General features: G+C 72.3%; 15 protein-coding genes, 1 tRNA gene and 1 pseudogene. 8 read left to right on the top strand and 9 right to left on the bottom strand.

Annotation, left to right across the window (positions count from 1 at the left end):
- The first annotated feature begins 234 nt into the window (after positions 1-234).
- From JIG38_RS01665 to JIG38_RS01655, 3 genes are all read left to right on the top strand, one after another.
- Positions 235-1,269: a TerC family protein gene (locus tag JIG38_RS01665; protein WP_199421737.1), complete on the top strand. Its 1,035-nt coding sequence runs from the start codon at positions 235-237 to the stop codon at positions 1,267-1,269.
- 83 nt (positions 1,270-1,352) lie between these two features.
- Entirely contained in the window at positions 1,353-2,324 is a 972-nt protein-coding gene (gene ligD / locus JIG38_RS01660; protein ID WP_199421736.1) for a non-homologous end-joining DNA ligase, read from the top strand.
- Between the two features lie 62 nt (positions 2,325-2,386).
- Positions 2,387-2,572 (top strand): hypothetical protein, encoded by a 186-nt coding sequence (locus tag JIG38_RS01655; protein ID WP_199421735.1) that lies wholly within the window; start codon positions 2,387-2,389, stop codon positions 2,570-2,572.
- Here JIG38_RS01655 and JIG38_RS01650 read toward each other — a convergent pair.
- The 5 genes and pseudogenes from JIG38_RS01650 to JIG38_RS01630 form a co-directional block, all read right to left on the bottom strand.
- Positions 2,544-3,092, bottom strand: a complete 549-nt coding sequence (locus tag JIG38_RS01650) for a DUF6653 family protein (RefSeq protein WP_199421734.1) — start codon at positions 3,090-3,092, stop codon at positions 2,544-2,546. The two genes, JIG38_RS01655 and JIG38_RS01650, sit on opposite strands and share 29 nt — an antisense overlap.
- A 60-nt stretch (positions 3,093-3,152) precedes the next feature.
- Positions 3,153-4,376 carry an FG-GAP repeat domain-containing protein gene (locus JIG38_RS01645; RefSeq protein ID WP_199421733.1) on the bottom strand — a complete coding sequence of 408 codons (1,224 nt, stop codon included), beginning with the start codon at positions 4,374-4,376 and terminating at the stop codon, positions 3,153-3,155.
- A 457-nt stretch (positions 4,377-4,833) separates the two neighbouring features.
- Positions 4,834-5,103: pseudogene (locus JIG38_RS01640) on the bottom strand (magnesium transporter); the annotation flags it as partial.
- 118 nt (positions 5,104-5,221) lie between these two features.
- The gene (locus JIG38_RS01635) at positions 5,222-5,860 is read right to left on the bottom strand and encodes a response regulator (protein ID WP_199421732.1); all 639 of its coding nucleotides are present in this window, start codon (positions 5,858-5,860) and stop codon (positions 5,222-5,224) included.
- Entirely contained in the window at positions 5,844-7,100 is a 1,257-nt protein-coding gene (locus JIG38_RS01630; protein WP_199421731.1) for a sensor histidine kinase, read from the bottom strand. Before JIG38_RS01630 ends, JIG38_RS01635 begins: the two co-directional genes overlap by 17 nt.
- Before the next feature lie 175 nt (positions 7,101-7,275).
- Here JIG38_RS01630 and JIG38_RS01625 point away from each other — a divergent pair, with 175 nt between their 5' ends.
- From JIG38_RS01625 to JIG38_RS01615, 3 genes are read left to right on the top strand one after another with little or no spacing between them, the layout of a single operon-like run.
- On the top strand, positions 7,276-8,373 hold the full coding sequence (locus JIG38_RS01625) for an ABC transporter permease (protein WP_199421730.1): 1,098 nt from the start codon (positions 7,276-7,278) through the stop codon (positions 8,371-8,373).
- Entirely contained in the window at positions 8,370-9,059 is a 690-nt protein-coding gene (locus tag JIG38_RS01620; RefSeq protein ID WP_199421729.1) for an ABC transporter ATP-binding protein, read from the top strand. Before JIG38_RS01625 ends, JIG38_RS01620 begins: the two co-directional genes overlap by 4 nt.
- A gap of 41 nt (positions 9,060-9,100) precedes the next feature.
- Entirely contained in the window at positions 9,101-9,406 is a 306-nt protein-coding gene (locus tag JIG38_RS01615; protein ID WP_199421728.1) for a hypothetical protein, read from the top strand.
- Between the two features lie 87 nt (positions 9,407-9,493).
- Here JIG38_RS01615 and JIG38_RS01610 read toward each other — a convergent pair.
- Positions 9,494-9,567: transfer RNA gene (locus JIG38_RS01610), tRNA-Leu, on the bottom strand.
- Between the two features lie 88 nt (positions 9,568-9,655).
- Between JIG38_RS01610 and JIG38_RS01605 the strand changes: the two genes are divergently transcribed.
- Together JIG38_RS01605 and JIG38_RS01600 are read left to right on the top strand one after the other, a co-directional pair.
- Positions 9,656-10,324 carry an ANTAR domain-containing response regulator gene (locus tag JIG38_RS01605; RefSeq protein WP_372419668.1) on the top strand — a complete coding sequence of 223 codons (669 nt, stop codon included), beginning with the start codon at positions 9,656-9,658 and terminating at the stop codon, positions 10,322-10,324.
- Between the two features lie 250 nt (positions 10,325-10,574).
- Positions 10,575-11,855 (top strand): ABC transporter substrate-binding protein, encoded by a 1,281-nt coding sequence (locus tag JIG38_RS01600; protein WP_199421727.1) that lies wholly within the window; start codon positions 10,575-10,577, stop codon positions 11,853-11,855.
- 212 nt (positions 11,856-12,067) lie between these two features.
- Here JIG38_RS01600 and JIG38_RS01595 read toward each other — a convergent pair whose 3' ends face one another.
- From JIG38_RS01595 to JIG38_RS01585, 3 genes are read right to left on the bottom strand one after another with little or no spacing between them, the layout of a single operon-like run.
- The gene (locus tag JIG38_RS01595) at positions 12,068-12,922 is read right to left on the bottom strand and encodes an ABC transporter ATP-binding protein (RefSeq protein WP_199421726.1); all 855 of its coding nucleotides are present in this window, start codon (positions 12,920-12,922) and stop codon (positions 12,068-12,070) included.
- Positions 12,919-13,842 carry an ABC transporter ATP-binding protein gene (locus JIG38_RS01590; RefSeq protein ID WP_199421725.1) on the bottom strand — a complete coding sequence of 308 codons (924 nt, stop codon included), beginning with the start codon at positions 13,840-13,842 and terminating at the stop codon, positions 12,919-12,921. Before JIG38_RS01590 ends, JIG38_RS01595 begins: the two co-directional genes overlap by 4 nt.
- A complete protein-coding gene (locus JIG38_RS01585) occupies positions 13,832-14,818 on the bottom strand; it encodes a branched-chain amino acid ABC transporter permease (protein ID WP_199421724.1) in 987 nt (328 codons plus the stop codon). The genes JIG38_RS01590 and JIG38_RS01585 overlap by 11 nt, the downstream gene beginning before the upstream one ends.
- Positions 14,819-14,821: the final 3 nt, after the last annotated feature.

Below are 14,821 nucleotides of genomic sequence, written 5' to 3'. Positions count from 1 at the left end.
GCACACTCCGGCGCTAGCCGACCGGCAGGGATGCGGGGGCGGCGCGTTCTCGGCCCGCCGCCGGCCAGCGGTTGACGACCCAGCGCGGATCGTTCACCCTTCATCTACGTGGAGGGGAGTATCCCCACCCTCAGCGCGGACGTCGTCACTACGGCCCGACCCCGGGCCCGGCGCCGCGGGCGGCTCGTCGGCCGTCGGGAGAGACCTCCGGTCCGTCGACCGGAAGGTGCCCTCGTGGACGTCCCCCTGTGGATCTGGCTCGCCGTGGTGGCGGGCATCCTGCTCATGCTCGCCGTCGACCTCGTCGCGCACCGGCACGCGCACGTCATCGGCGTCCGGGAGGCCGCCGGCTGGTCGGCCTTCTGGGTCGCCACGGGCGTCGGCTTCGGCGTCCTCGTGTGGCAGGTCTGGGGAGCCGAGCACGGCCAGGCGTACTTCGCCGGCTACCTCATCGAGAAGTCGCTCGCCGTGGACAACGTCTTCGTGTGGGCGATCATCCTCACCTACTTCGCGGTCCCGCGTGCGTACCAGCACCGGGTGCTGTTCCTCGGCGTCGTCGGCGCGCTCGTCTTCCGGGGCGCGTTCATCGCGGTCGGCGCGCTGGTCATCGAGCGCTTCGCGTGGGTGCTCTACGTCTTCGCGGCGTTCCTCCTGTGGACCGGCTACCGCATGATCCGCCAGCGGTCCGACCACCTGGACCCGAGTCGCTCGCGCGCGCTCCGCGCGTTCCGCCGCTGGGTCCCGATGACGGACGCGTACCACGGTCAGCGCCTCCTGGTCCGCCGGGGCGGGGTGCTGCTCGCGACGCCGCTCCTGGCCGTGCTCGTGCTCATCGAGGTCACGGACGTGGTGTTCGCCGTCGACTCGATCCCGGCGATCTTCGCCGTGACCTCCGAGCCGTTCCTCGTCTTCACCGCGAACGCGTTCGCCGTGCTGGGCCTCCGGGCGATGTACTTCCTGCTGGCCGACCTCATCCACCGGTTCGTGTACCTCAAGGTCGGGCTCGCGCTCGTGCTCATCTGGGTCGGGATCAAGATGATGCTCAAGATCGACGTGCTGTACGTGCCGACGTCGCTCTCGCTCGCGGTGGTGGCGACGATCCTCACGGTGTCCGTCGTCGCGAGCCTGCGTGCGACGCGGGGCCAGGCCCGCCGCGCTCCGGAGGCGCCGGCGCAGCCGCCGTTCCGTGACGCCACCGCCGAGGAGCTGGCCGAGCTGGAGCCGCTCTGGCGCCGTCCGGGGAGGCCCCCGGCCCGCGTCGGCGGCTGACCGGCGCGGCGGCCCCCCGCCGGGGTGCGGCACGGCACCGCCGTGACCGCGCCCCGGCCCGGGGTGGCATGCTGAGATGGGCCATGGCCACCGACCGTGCCCCCGCCGTCGAGCTCGAGGTCGGCGGCCGCACCGTCCGCCTCTCGAACCCCGACCGCGTCTACTTCCCGGCGATCGGCGCGACCAAGCGGGACCTCGCCGAGTACTACCTCGCCGTCGGCCCGGGCATCGTCACCGCCCTGCGCGAGCGGCCCTGCATGCTGCACCGCTACCCGACCGGCGTCGCGGGGGAGAAGGTGCACCAGAAGCGCCTGCCCCACGGCGCCCCGCCGTGGATGGAGACGGTCGAGCTGTTCTTCCCCCGCTACGGGCGGACCGCGGACGAGCTCTGCGTCACCGAGCTGGCCCACGTGATCTGGGCGGTCCAGATGTCGACCGTCGAGTTCCACCCCTGGAACAGCCGCCGCGCGGACACCGAGCGGCCCGACGAGTGGCGGATCGACCTCGACCCGATGCCCGACTGCCCCTTCGACCGGGTGCGCCGCGTGGCCGGCGTCGTGCACGAGGTGCTCGACGAGCTGGGGGCCGTCGGGTGGCCGAAGACGTCGGGCGGGCACGGGCTGCACGTGTACGTGCGCGTCGCGCCCGACCACGGGTTCGCCGACGTCCGGCGCGCGGCGCTCGCCTTCGCGCGCGAGGTCGAGCGGCGCGCGCCCGACGACGTCACCACGACCTGGTGGCGCCGCGACCGCGACCCGTCGCTCGTCTTCGTGGACTACAACCAGAACGCACGGGACCACACCATCGCCAGCGCCTACTCGGTGCGAGGGACGCCGGAGGCGACCGTCTCCACGCCCCTGCGCTGGGACGAGGTCGACGACGTCGACCCGCGCGACTGCACGCTCCGCACGGTGCCCGCGCGCTTCGCCGCGCTCGGCGACCTGCACGCGGGCATCGACGACGCCGTCTTCGACCTCGCCCCGCTCCTGGAGTGGGCCGGGCGCGACGAGCACGCGGGGGAGGCGGAGCCGCCACCCGACCCCGACGACGCGTGAGCCGCCGCGGCGCACCCGTGCCTACGATCGGACGAGGACCGGGCGAGCAGGGAGGAGCGGCCGTGACGGCGTCGACGGAGACCGGGTGGGTCGACCCGCGGGACGAGCTCGAGGTGGTCGTCCTCCTGGCCAACGGCCGCCTCGCGGGCCGCACCTTCGCGAGCCGCGCCGAGGCCGAGGCGTGGGCGCGGCCCGACGAGGGCGAGCAGGTCCTCGAGATCAACGGCGTGTGCGGCTGCGACCGCTGACGCCGGCCTCGGACGGCCGTCGCCCGAGGCGGTCGGGTGGCCGGGCCGCGCGGTCGTAGATCCCTGCGTAGCTGCGCCAGGTCGCGAGGATCACTCCCATCGCCGCCGCGAGCGCGACGACCGTCGGCAGCGCGCGGCGCCGCCAGGCGGCCACGCCCGCGAGTGCGAGGCAGACCGTGCCGAGCGCGTTGAGAGCGAGGACGTCGTGGTGCTCGCCGGGGCTCGTCAACCACTGTCGCTCGCCGAGGATGGCACGGGTCGCGAAGGCGCCGTCGTCGGCCGGGGGAGGCGTGACGACGGGGTTGACGATCATCCAGGCCGCGACGGGCAGCGCGGTCCAGGCGCGGCGGGACCAGAGCGGGACGACGACGAGAGGTGTCGAGGCCCATCTGCTCCACGCGCTGACGGGGTGGGCGTGCCGGAGGAAGACCTGATCGATGAGCGACGTCGCCATCTCCCTGCTCCCGGGAAGGTCGAGGAAGGCCGAGGACGGCGTCCACGAGCCCGTGCTGCTCACCATGGTGCTCGCTCGCGGGGGCCGGCTGACGCCGGTACGCCGTCCTGGCCTGCCTCCGGGACCTCAGCCGAGTGCTGCCGGCCGCGGTACGGCGACGTCCTCACGGCTCGCGCCGAAGCTCCAGCCGCCGGTGCGCAGGTCGGCGATCACCTGAGGCGCGAGCAGGCCGGCACCCGTGGAGACGTGCCGCCACACCAGCTCGCCGCCGGCCGCCCCCTGGTCGTGGACGCTCACGAGGTCGTCGAGACCGTCGGCGTTCGTGTCGGCGAGGACCTGGCGGGAGCCGGTCCACGACCAGCCGCCGCTCCGCAGGTCCTGCCAGACCTCGGGCGCACCCGCGAGCACCGCGGGACCGGGCGCCCCGGGCGCGGGCACCAGCGGCTGCTCCCACACGAGGATGCCGGGGTTCGCGCCCTGCGCGTGCAGGTGGATGATGCTGGGCGTGCCCCCGGGCCGCACGGTGCCGATGAGCTGCCGCGAGCCGGCGTAGGACCAGCCTCCGCCGGACGCCGTGCCGATGACCCAGACGCCGGTGGCAGCACCGGCGAAGCTGCCGGCCTGCTTCCACGCCACGACGGTCTGGACGCCGCCCGAGGACGGGTCCGGGCGGAAGAGCACGATCTCGCCGTAGCCGTCACCGGACACGTCGGCGATCGCCGCCCGGACCGTGCCGAACGCCAGGTACGGGTTGTACGTGACCTCGCTCGGCGTCTCGGCCAGCCGCGTGCCGTCGCTGAGGAACACCCAGATGTTCGTGCCGGGCCCGTTGCGGTGCAGGACGACGAGGTCGTCCCAGCCGTCGGCGTTCACGTCACCGGCCACCGGCGTCGAGTCGCGCCACGACCACCCCCCGCCGCGCAGGGTGGCCCACAGGCGGGGCGCGCGGTCTGCGGCGCCGGGGACGGCCCACAGGATCACCGCGTCGTCCGGCTGGGCGTGCCAGACCACCTGGTCCGCGGTGCCGTCGTCCGAGCCGGTGATGTCGCCGAAGTCGCCGGCGAGCGTCCTCGAGGCGGCGTAGGAGAAGCCGCCGCTGGCGAGGGTGGTCGCGAGCTGCGGCGCGGCGAACGCGCCGCCGACCTCGGCCAGCGGCATGTGCCACAGGTTCATCCCGCCCGGGAGCGCGTGGACGAGGGTGAGGTCCGGGGTCCCGCCGCCCGGCGGCTGGACCGCGAGCTCGACGTCGTCCGCGGCGCCCGCGAGCGGCGCTGCCGAGGGTGCGACGGCCAGTCCCACCGCCGCGAGCACCGTGGCGACCGGCTTCCAGAGGTGACGCACAGGACTCACCGACCTCTCCGGTGCCGATCCCTGGGCGTGGCCAGCCGGTGGAGGGGCGGCACCGACCCCAGGCTCGCGTCGGCGTGCGGGGGGAACCAGGGTCGGACGCCCCGGGCGCCCCGGGCGGACGCCTGGGCGTGGGGCGTCGCATCAACGGTGTCGTCCGGCGCACGGGGCGTCTCGCAGGTGCGTCGGCCTGGCGACACCCGCCCGCGACGACCCCGGTGATGCATGCGTCCTGCCGACGCGCGCCTCTCGGCGCGGGGCCGCTCGTGGCGGCTGAGGGTGGAACTCGGGGTCTCGGACCGGCAGGACGAGGAGTCCGCATGACGATCACCGTCCCGTCCGGTCCGCCGCGCTCCGTGTGAGCACGGCTCACGAACAGGGAGGAGTTGAGGTCAACATCAAGGTGTGACCCCTCCGTCCAGGGACTGGGAGTGGCCTCGCCCCCGGTGTGCGGCAGAGCTCACTCGATCAGGACGAGGCGGGCGACCAGGAGGGAGATGATCAGCCCGGTCGCGTCGACGAACGTCGTGATGAGGAGGTTGGAGAACCCGGCTGTGTCGGCGCGCAAGGCCGTCGCGGGGAGCGGCACGGCGCCGGCGACCGTGGCAGCCAACGTGCAGTCCGCCAGCAGCGTGAGCCCGATGACAGCACCGACGGATGCACCGTGGATCAGCGATGCGATCGCGAGCCCGACCAGGCCGAGGACGGTGCCGAGGGTGGCGGTCCGAGCTTCGCGTTCGACGAGAGCGCGCGGGCGGTCGTCGTGGCCGCCTGGTGGCCAGTGCTGCCTCCGGCGCCGATGAGCATGAGTGGCGGGCTGGCAGACCGACTGGCGTGACGTACCGGTATCAGCGGCGCAGGATGCCGCGCTTGGTTGCGGTGGCGACGGCTGCGCTGCGTGAGTCGACGTCGAGCTTGGCGTAGACGTGGGCCAGGTGGGTCTTGATGGTCGCTTGGCTGAGGAAGAGGCGTTGGCTGATCTGCTGGTTGGACAGTCCTTCGGCGACGAGCTGGAGCACTTCGAGCTCGCGGGGGCTGAGTCCGACCCCTGGAGCGCGGAGGCGTTCGAGCAGTCTGGTGGCGATCGTGGGCGCGAGGGCTGACCCGCCTGCTGCAGCGGTGCGGACCGCGATGGCCAGCTCCTCCGGTGGTGCGTCCTTGAGCAGGTATCCGGAGGCGCCTGCGTCGATCGCGGCCATGACGTCGGCGTCGGAGTCGTAGGTGGTGAGGATGACCACCCGGGGACCGCCGGTCGTCTGGGTGATGGCGGCAGTCGCCGCGGCGCCGCCCATGCCGGCCCCGAACTGCAGGTCCATGAGCACGACGTCGGCGTCCCCCTGGGCGCAGCGCTGGACTGCCTGCTCGGCGGTGGAGCATTCCGCGACGACGACGAAGCCGGGCTCGGTCTGCAGCACGGCGCGCAGCCCGGCCCGGACGATGGGGTGATCGTCGGCGATCACGATGCGGACGTCAGCCTCGGCGGTCATGGCCGCTCGCCGAGAGGGGAAGGGTCACGGCCACGGCGGTTCCGTGCCCTGGTGCGGACTCGATCGCGAGGGTCCCGTTCAGGGCAGCGGCGCGGGCACGCATCGCTGCCAGCCCGAAGCCCCGCGGGCCGTGGGTGTAGTGGTGCGTGGTCGACCCGGCCCGGTTGCCGACAGTGGTGCGATCACTCCTGTCCGTGCCGTCGAAGCCGCGTCCGTCGTCGACGGCATCGAGGACGATCTCGGTGTCCATGTAGCTGAGCGTGAGGTGGATGCGGCGTGCGTCGGCGTGCTGGATCGCGTTCGCGACGGCCTGCTGGGCGATCCGCAGGAGGGCGACCTCGTGCCCGGTGGGCAGCGGCACGGCGGTGCCCGAGACGGTGAGGTCCACGGTGATGCTGCTGCTCGCCGTCGTGCGTTGGGCGAGCTGTTCCAGGGCGTGGCGCAGCGAGCCGGACTCCAGGTCCGGTGGCGCCCAGTCGTGGACGAAGCGGCGCGCCTCGGCCAGGTTCGCCACTGCCGCCTCGCGGGCGGTGACGACCTGATGGCGAGCGGTGTCGGGGTCGGTGCCGATGGTGCGCTCCGCCGCCCGCAGGAGCAGCTGGATGCTGGACAGCCCTTGAGCCAGGGTGTCGTGGATCTCCCGGGCGAGGCGCTCTCTCTCGGCGAGAACACCGGCGGCGCGCTCCGCATGAGCGAGGTCGTTGCGCGTAGCGGTCAGCTCGGAGATCAGGAGCCGGCGCCGCTCGCTCTCGCGGTGCAGCGCCTCGTACCCCCGCACCGTGGCCACGACGACCGCCGCGCCGATGACCGGGCCCAGGAGGCCGCCCATCTGCGGGCCGTCAGCGTGCCAAGCCGACCCGCCGACCGCGACCAGGGTCGTCACGACCACCGCCGGTAGGCCCCAGCGGCCGGCCAGGTGGAGCTCGAGGAAGAACAGGGGGAAGGCGAGCCACACAGCGTCCGGGGTCAAGATCACTAGCCAGAGCCAGGCGGCGAGCAGCACCGCCAGCCACACGACGGCCGCGTGGGCGGACCGTTTGACCACCGGCACCAGCGCCCCGGCCGTGTAGATCACGGCCGTCGCCGCAGCGGCCCACACGATCTCGAGGGAAGGGCTGCTGCCCGTCAGGCGCACGGCACGCACGACCACGACAAGCAGGAGTACCCCGATCAAGGCATGCAGGAGCCAGCGCAGCGTACGCAGCACGGGTGACAGCGAGGTCGGGTCGAGGGGGTTCACGTCCGCTCCAGCGTAGGTCGCGCTCGAGCCGGGGCCATCGCTCAAAAGGTTGAGCGGACCCTCAACCCTGTGGCGTCGCAGGAGCCCTCTGGTGCGCGATGCGGTGGCAGCTCCGTGCGGCGCACGCTGAGGGAGTCGACCTGCCGGTCGTCACCGCAGACAGAAGGGACGCGACGTGTTCGTCGCCTGGAGAGACCTGCGCTTCGCGCGGGGCCGGTTCACGCTCATGGGTGTGGTGATCATCCTGATCACCATGCTCGTCGTCATGCTCTCGGGCCTGACGGCCGGCCTTGGTAGGGAGAACACCTCAGCCGTCCTGGATCTGCCGGCCGACCACCTGGCCTTCGCCGCCCCGCCGGAGGACGGCGACGTGTCGTTCTCCGACTCCACCCTCGAGGCCGAGACGTGGGAGCAGTGGGCCCAGGTGCCCGGTGTGGAGGCGGCCGAGCCGCTGGCGATCGCGACCACCCGCGTCGAGCACCAGGAGCGGACGGCCGCCGTGTCGGTCTTCGGTGTGCGCCCGGGTTCACCCCTGCTGCCGCAGACAGAGGTCGGCGCGGCCCTCGAGGCAGGGACCGTCGTGCTCTCGGCAGGCGCCGCCGAGGCTCTCGACGCCCAGGCCGGTGACATCGTGGTCGTCGCGGGCAACGATCTGGTGGTCGGAGCCGTGGCTGGGGAGGGCTCCTACAGCCATACCCCGGTGGTGTGGGCCGACCTCACCGACACCCAGCCGCTCCTGCGCGCTGATGACCCGAGCACGCAGGTCGCCACCGTCGTGGCCCTGATCGCGATCGATCTCGACGGCGCGGAGCTGGCCGCCACCGACGACCGGCTCGGCACGCAGACCCTCCCGCTGGGTGCCACGGCGTCGGCGATCGGGTCGTTCAGCGAGGAGAACGGCTCCCTACAGCTCATGCGCGGGTTCCTGTTCGCGATCTCCGCGCTGGTCATCGGAGCGTTCTTCATGGTCTGGACGATCCAGCGCTCCGGCGACGTCGCCGTCCTCAAGGCGCTCGGTGCCTCCACCCGCTACCTGCTGCGGGACGCCCTCGGTCAGGCGGTGGTGCTGCTCGTCCTGGGCACCGCCTTGGGAACGGCCACCGCCGCCGGGCTGGGCGGGCTCGTCCAAGGTTCGGTGCCCTTCGTGCTGGACCCCGCCACCGTGCTGCTCCCAGCCGCCGTGATGGTCGTCCTCGGCGCCGCCGGCGCCGCCCTGTCCATCCGCCAGATCACCTCCGTCGATCCCCTGACCGCGCTTGGGAGTGCCCGATGAGCCTGCACCTGACCGACATCACCCTCACCTACCCCGATGGCGCGGGGCGCCTCGTCGCCCTCGACCACGTGACCCTCACGGTGCCCAGCGGGACGGTCACCGCTGTCGTGGGCCCGTCCGGGTCCGGCAAGTCCAGCCTCCTGGCCGTCGCTGCGACCCTCATCCGCCCCGACCAGGGCGCGGTGACCGTCGCCGGCACCCCCACCGCGGACCTCGACCGTGACGCCCTCACCAGGCTGCGCCGGACCCTGATCGGCATCGTGTTCCAGCAGCCCAACCTCCTCGGATCACTCACCGCTGTCGAGCAGCTGCAGGTCATGGCTCACATCGACGGCACCACACCGTCCGCGGTACGGGACCGGGCCCGCGAGCTCCTCGCCGCCGTCGGTCTGGAGAAGGAAGCCGACCGGCGACCGCACCAGCTCTCCGGGGGCCAGCGCCAGCGGGTCAACATCGCCCGGGCGCTGATGAACAACCCCGAGGTCCTCCTCGTCGACGAACCGACCAGCGCCCTGGACCAGGAACGGGGCGCCGCCGTCCTGGACCTGATCGCCTCACTGACCCGGGCACGAGGTACTGCCACCGTCCTGGTCACCCACGACCACGACCACCTCGAGACGGCGGACGCCGTCGTCCAGATGCGCGACGGCCGCGCCGCGTCGGTCCTCGACTCCGCTCACGCCTGACCGCGGTGGCACGGCGCCCGGCTGGAGCCGGGGAGCAGGCCGTGCGTGCGGCCGGCGACCGCGCGTACGACGTGCCCTCCGATGAGCTCGTCATCCACCTCGCCGCGAGCCAGGGCACCGCGGGGCTCCTCAGAGTCCTCTCGGTCCTGCACTCGCGCCGGGTCCTCGTCCATCACCTGCAGTACGACACGACGCCCGACGAGACAGCACAGATCACCTTGGAGTGCTCACTGGGGCCCACCACGCTGGAGACGGTGCGCCGGAGCGTCGCCAACGCTGTCCCGGTGCTGCGCGCGACGGCCCGGCCTCTGCCCGCCACGCCCACCTCGAGAGCCATCGCCAGGTAGTCGGGCCTGTGGTGCAAGCACTCGGTTGCTCTACGGCGGCGGTGAACCGCCCCGGGTTCGGTGAAGGCACGGACGGCGACAACGCTGTGCCCCGAGTGGGATTCGAACCCACACTGGATCGGGTTTGAGCCGAACGCCTCTGCCGGTTGGGCTATCGGGGCACCGCGGCCCGGGGCCGCGCGTCGGCCGAGGTCGACCCACCGGCGGCCGGAGGGCTGACGGCGGTGCCGACTCCACTAGGCTAGCGCCGTGACCGAGAGTGACGCGCCGCAGACCCCTGACCTCGACCTGCCGGTGGGGGGTCCTGGACCGGCTCCCGACGCGTCCGGCGCCAGGCCCGCGCGACGCGCCGTCGTCGCCGAGGACGAGGCCCTCATCCGCATGGACGTCGTCGAGACGCTCCGCGAGGCGGGCTTCGACGTCGTCGGCGAGGCGGGCGACGGCGAGACGGCGGTGAAGCTCGCGGTCGAGCTGCGCCCCGACATCGTCGTCATGGACGTGAAGATGCCCGTGATGGACGGCATCAGCGCCGCGGAGAAGATCGGCAAGGAGCACGCGGCGCCCGTCGTGCTGCTGACCGCGTTCTCGCAGACCGAGCTCGTCGAGCGTGCGCGCGACGCAGGCGCCATGGCCTACGTCATCAAGCCCTTCACGCCCGCGGACCTGCTCCCGGCGGTCGAGATCGCGATCTCGCGCTACAGCCAGATCAGCGCGCTCGAGGCCGAGGTCGCGGACCTCGCGGACCGCTTCGAGACACGCAAGCGCGTGGACCGCGCCAAGGGCCTGCTCATGACCAAGATGGGCCTGACCGAGCCCGAGTCGTTCCGCTGGATCCAGAAGACGTCGATGGACCGCCGCCTCACGATGCGCGAGGTCGCCGACGCCGTGATCGAGCAGGTCGGCGGCTCCGGCTCCTGACCGACCCCGCACCGCCCCGGCCGCGACCATGCGCGCGGCCGGGGCGGCCGTGCGTCCGGGCCCGTCCTGGTGCCGCAGCAGGTGCAGGCGCAGGTCAGGACGTTGGTCACAACTCTGCAACGACCGCGCCTGGTATGTCGCATGTCACACTACGGACACACATCCGGGGTACCTTTCCGAGCACAGTCCCGCACCGGGCGTCCCCACGGTCGGTGCGGGAGAACTCGTGCTCACGACAAGGGAGCTCCGTATGAAGAGATCCACCTACGCGGTCCGCGCGGCTGCGCTGGCCGGTGCTGTCGCCCTCGTGCTCACCGCCTGCTCCGGCGGCGGCGAGGAGACGGGCGACGGCGGCGAGGACACCGGTGGCGACTCGGGCGAGAGCAGCAGCAGCCCGCTGATCATCGGCACGCTCCTGCCGCAGACCGGTTCGCTCGCGCAGCTCGGCCCCCCCGAGATCGCCGGTGTCGACCTCGCAGTCCAGGAGATCAACGAGGCCGGCGGCGTCCTCGGTGCCGACGTCGAGGTGGTCCACACGGACTCCTCCGACGCGGAGCACGCCGAGGTCGCCACGCAGTCGGTCACCGACCTCATCAGCCAGGACGTGTCCGTGATCATCGGCGCAGCGTCCTCGTCGGTCACCCGCAACGTCATCGACGACGTCACGGGAGCGGAGATCGTCCAGATCTCGCCGGCCAACACGGCGACCGACCTCTCGGGCTACGACCCGTTCTACTTCCGCACGGCCCCGCCGGACACGGTCCAGGGCTCGGCGCTCGCCAACCTCATCCTCGGTGACGGTGCGACGAACGTCGGCGTGCTCGTCTTCAACGACGACTACGGCATCAGCCTGCGCAACGTCGTCCAGGGCGTCGTCGAGGAGGCCGGTGCGACGCTGGTCTACGGCGGCGAGGGCGAGGAGTTCGACCCGACGGAGCAGAACTTCAACTCCATCGTGTCGACCGCGCTCGCGACGAGCCCGGACGCGATCGCCGTGATCGCGTTCACGGACCAGACGCCGCTCATCCTGCCGGAGCTCGCGACGCAGGGCTTCGACATGTCGAAGGTCTACCTCGTCGACGGCAACCTGCAGAACTTCGCGGACACCTTCGACCCCGGCCTGCTCACCGGCGCCCAGGGCACGCTCCCGGGCGCGTTCCCGAGCGACGAGTTCCAGGGTCGGCTCCTCGAGGTCAACCCCGACCTGCAGGACTTCTCCTACGCGGCCGAGTCCTACGACGCGACCGTCCTGGCGGCCCTCGCGGCCATCAAGGGCGGCGCGACGGACGGTCCGACCATCCAGGAGAACATGGCGGCCGTCTCGGGTGCCGACGGTGGCGAGAAGTGCGCCACCTTCGCCGAGTGCGTCGAGCTCATCGAGGCCGGCGAGGACATCGACTACGAGGCGCAGTCCGGCGTGGGCCCGTTCAACGAGGACAACGACCCGTCGTCCGCGTACATCGGCGTCTACCAGTTCGGCGAGGACAACACCTACACCTTCTCCAAGTCGGAGTTCGGTGAGGTCGGCTGACCTCGCAGCACGGACGGCCGGCGTGACCGGCTGAGCACCAGGAGGCCCGGTGCGGAGCGATCCGCACCGGGCCTCCTGGCGTGCCGCGGCAGGAAGGCCCCGTGCGGCTCCGTCGGGGGCGGGGTCGCGGACGCGCCGCGGTGCGCACGCCGACGCCGCGGGCCCCTGGGGGACCCGCGGCGTCGGGAGGCGTGCGGCGGCGGTCGGGCGGGTCAGACCACCGGGCCCGTGCCCGACGTGGGCTCGCCTGCGCGCGGCGCGTCGGGCGGCGTCGGGTGGTCCTTGGCGGCCTCCTCGACGTCGGTCGCGAGCGTGCCGAGGTAGAGCTGGATGACCTTCGGGTCGTGCATGAGCTCCCGGCCCGGACCGGAGTACGCGTTGCGGCCCTGGTCCAGCACGTAGCCGCGGTCGCAGATCTGCAGGCAGCGGCGCGCGTTCTGCTCGACGATGACGACGGACACGCCCGCCTTGTTGATCTTGCGCGTCCGGATGAAGGTCTCGTCCTGGCGCACGGGGGACAGGCCCGCCGACGGCTCGTCGAGCAGCAGGACCGACGGCTCGATCATGAGGGCGCGGGCCATCGCGACCATCTGCCGCTCGCCGCCCGAGAGGGACCCGGCGCGCTGGCGCCGCCGGTCGCCGAGGGTGGGGAAGAGGTCGGTGATGAACTCGAAGCGCTCCGCGAACCGCTTGGGCGCCTGGAACATGCCCATCTGCAGGTTCTCCTCGATCGTGAGCGAGGGGAACACGTTGTTGTTCTGCGGGACGAACCCGACGCCGCGGCGCACGAGCGAGTCGGCCCGGTGGTTGGTGATGTCCTCGCCGGCGAGGGTGACGGTCCCGGACCGCACCGTGACGAGGCCGAACAGCGCCTTGAGGAGCGTCGACTTGCCGGCGCCGTTCGGGCCGATGATGCCGACCAGCTCGCCCGGGTGCACCACGAGGCTGCAGCCGTTGAGGATGTCGACGCCGGGCAGGTAGCCCGCGACGAGGTCGCTCGCGTCGAGCAGCGGCGTGCCCGCCGGCGCGCCGCGGTGGAGCTCGGTGGTCTCGGACGTGGTGCTCATGCCTTCCCCTCCTCGGCCGCCGCCTCGGCGGCAGCCTCGGCCTCGAGCCGCTCGGCGACCTCGTCGCTCAGCAGCGCGTCGTCGCCGAGGTCCGTGTCGTGGTGCGCACCGAGGTACGCGTCGATGACGGCGGCGTCCTGCATGACGGTCTCGGGAGGGCCCTCGGCCACGATGCGCCCCTCGGCCATGACCACCACCCAGTCCGAGATGTGCCGGACCATGTGCATGTCGTGCTCCACGAAGAGCACGGTCGTGCCGTCGTCGCGCAGGGCCTGGATGTGGCCCAGGAGCGACTGCGTGAGGGCGGGGTTCACGCCGGCCATCGGCTCGTCGAGCATGATCATGGTCGGCTTGCTCATGAGCGCGCGCGCCATCTCGAGCAGCTTGCGCTGGCCGCCCGAGAGGCTGCCGGCGAAGGAGTCGCGGTGGTGGTCGAGCTTGAACCGGACCAGCAGCTCCTCGGCCTGCTCCGTGATCTCCTTCTCCCGCGCCCGCCAGAGCGGCGGCACGAGGGCCGTGAGGAGGTTCTCGCCCGGCTGGCTGCTCGCCCCGAGGCGCATGTTCTCGATCACGGTCATGCGCGACAGCGCCTTGGTGAGCTGGAAGGTGCGCACCATGCCCTGCCGCGCGACGCGCGCCGCGGGCATGCCGTGGAGCGACCTGCCCTCGAACGTCCAGCTGCCGGAGCTCGGCTTGTCGAAGCCCGTGAGCAGGTTGAACAGGGTCGTCTTGCCCGCGCCGTTGGGCCCGATGAGCGCGGTGATCGCGCCGCGCTGCACCTCGAGGTGACGGACGTCGACGGCGGTCATGCCGCCGAAGCGGCGGACGACGTCGTCGGCGACGACGATCGCGTCGGGCTTGGGGGCGCCGGGCTCGTGGGGCACGCCGGCGAGGGCGCGGACGGCGGTCTCAGCGGACATTGATCGCCAGCTCCTTCTTGTCGCCGAGGATGCCTTGCGGCCTGAAGATGATGAGCAGCATGAGCGTGACGCCGACGATGATCCAGCCGAACTGCTCGATCTGCTCGTTCCGCATCACCGTGTCCGGGACCGTGCCGCGCATCGTCAGCTTGATGAGCATGAGCGCCGCCCAGAACAGCATGGAGCCGAGCACCGGGCCGAACACCGTCGCGGCGCCGCCCAGGAGCAGGATCGTCCAGACGAAGAACGTCATGGACCGGCCCATCGCGTCGGGTTGGACGGCGCGTGGGAGCACGTAGATGATGCCGGCCACCGCGCCGATCACCCCGCCGAGCACGAGCGACTGCATCTTGTACGCGTAGACGTTCTTGCCGAGCGAGCGCACGGCGTCCTCGTCCTCACGGATGCCCTTGAGCACGCGTCCCCACGGGCTGCGCAGGAGGAGCCAGATGAGCAGGCACGCGAGCGCGACGACCGCCCAGCCGACGATGCGGATCCACCAGCTGTTGGACGCGTTGACGGCGTACTCGAACGGACCCAGCTCCCAGGTCCCGTCGGGGAACGGCGACGCGTCCTGGAAGGTCGACTTGTAGCTGTTGCCGCGCAGGCCGCTCGAGGCGCCCGTGAGGTCGGTGAGCGTCGTCGAGCGTCCGACGATGCGCACGATCTCGGCCGCCGCGATCGTGACGATCGCGAGGTAGTCGCCGCGCAGCTTGAGGGTCGGGATGCCCAGGATGATCGCGAAGATCACCGCGCACACGATCGCCGCGAGCACCGCAGCCCACAGCGGCCAGCCCGCGATGGTCGAGATCGCGAACCCGTAGGCGCCCAGGAGCATGAAGCCGGCCTGGCCCATGTTGAGCAGGCCGGTGAGGCCGAAGTGGATGTTGAGGCCGATGGCCGCGAGGGCGTAGGCGGCCGTCGTGGGGGCGATGAGCTCGCCCGCGACGTTGACGAGGAGGTTGGTCCAGTCCACCGG

It is taken from the genome of Actinotalea solisilvae, assembly GCF_016464425.1.
In the GTDB taxonomy this organism is placed as follows: domain Bacteria; phylum Actinomycetota; class Actinomycetes; order Actinomycetales; family Cellulomonadaceae; genus Actinotalea; species Actinotalea solisilvae.
This window is presented reverse-complemented; position numbering and strand designations above follow the sequence as displayed.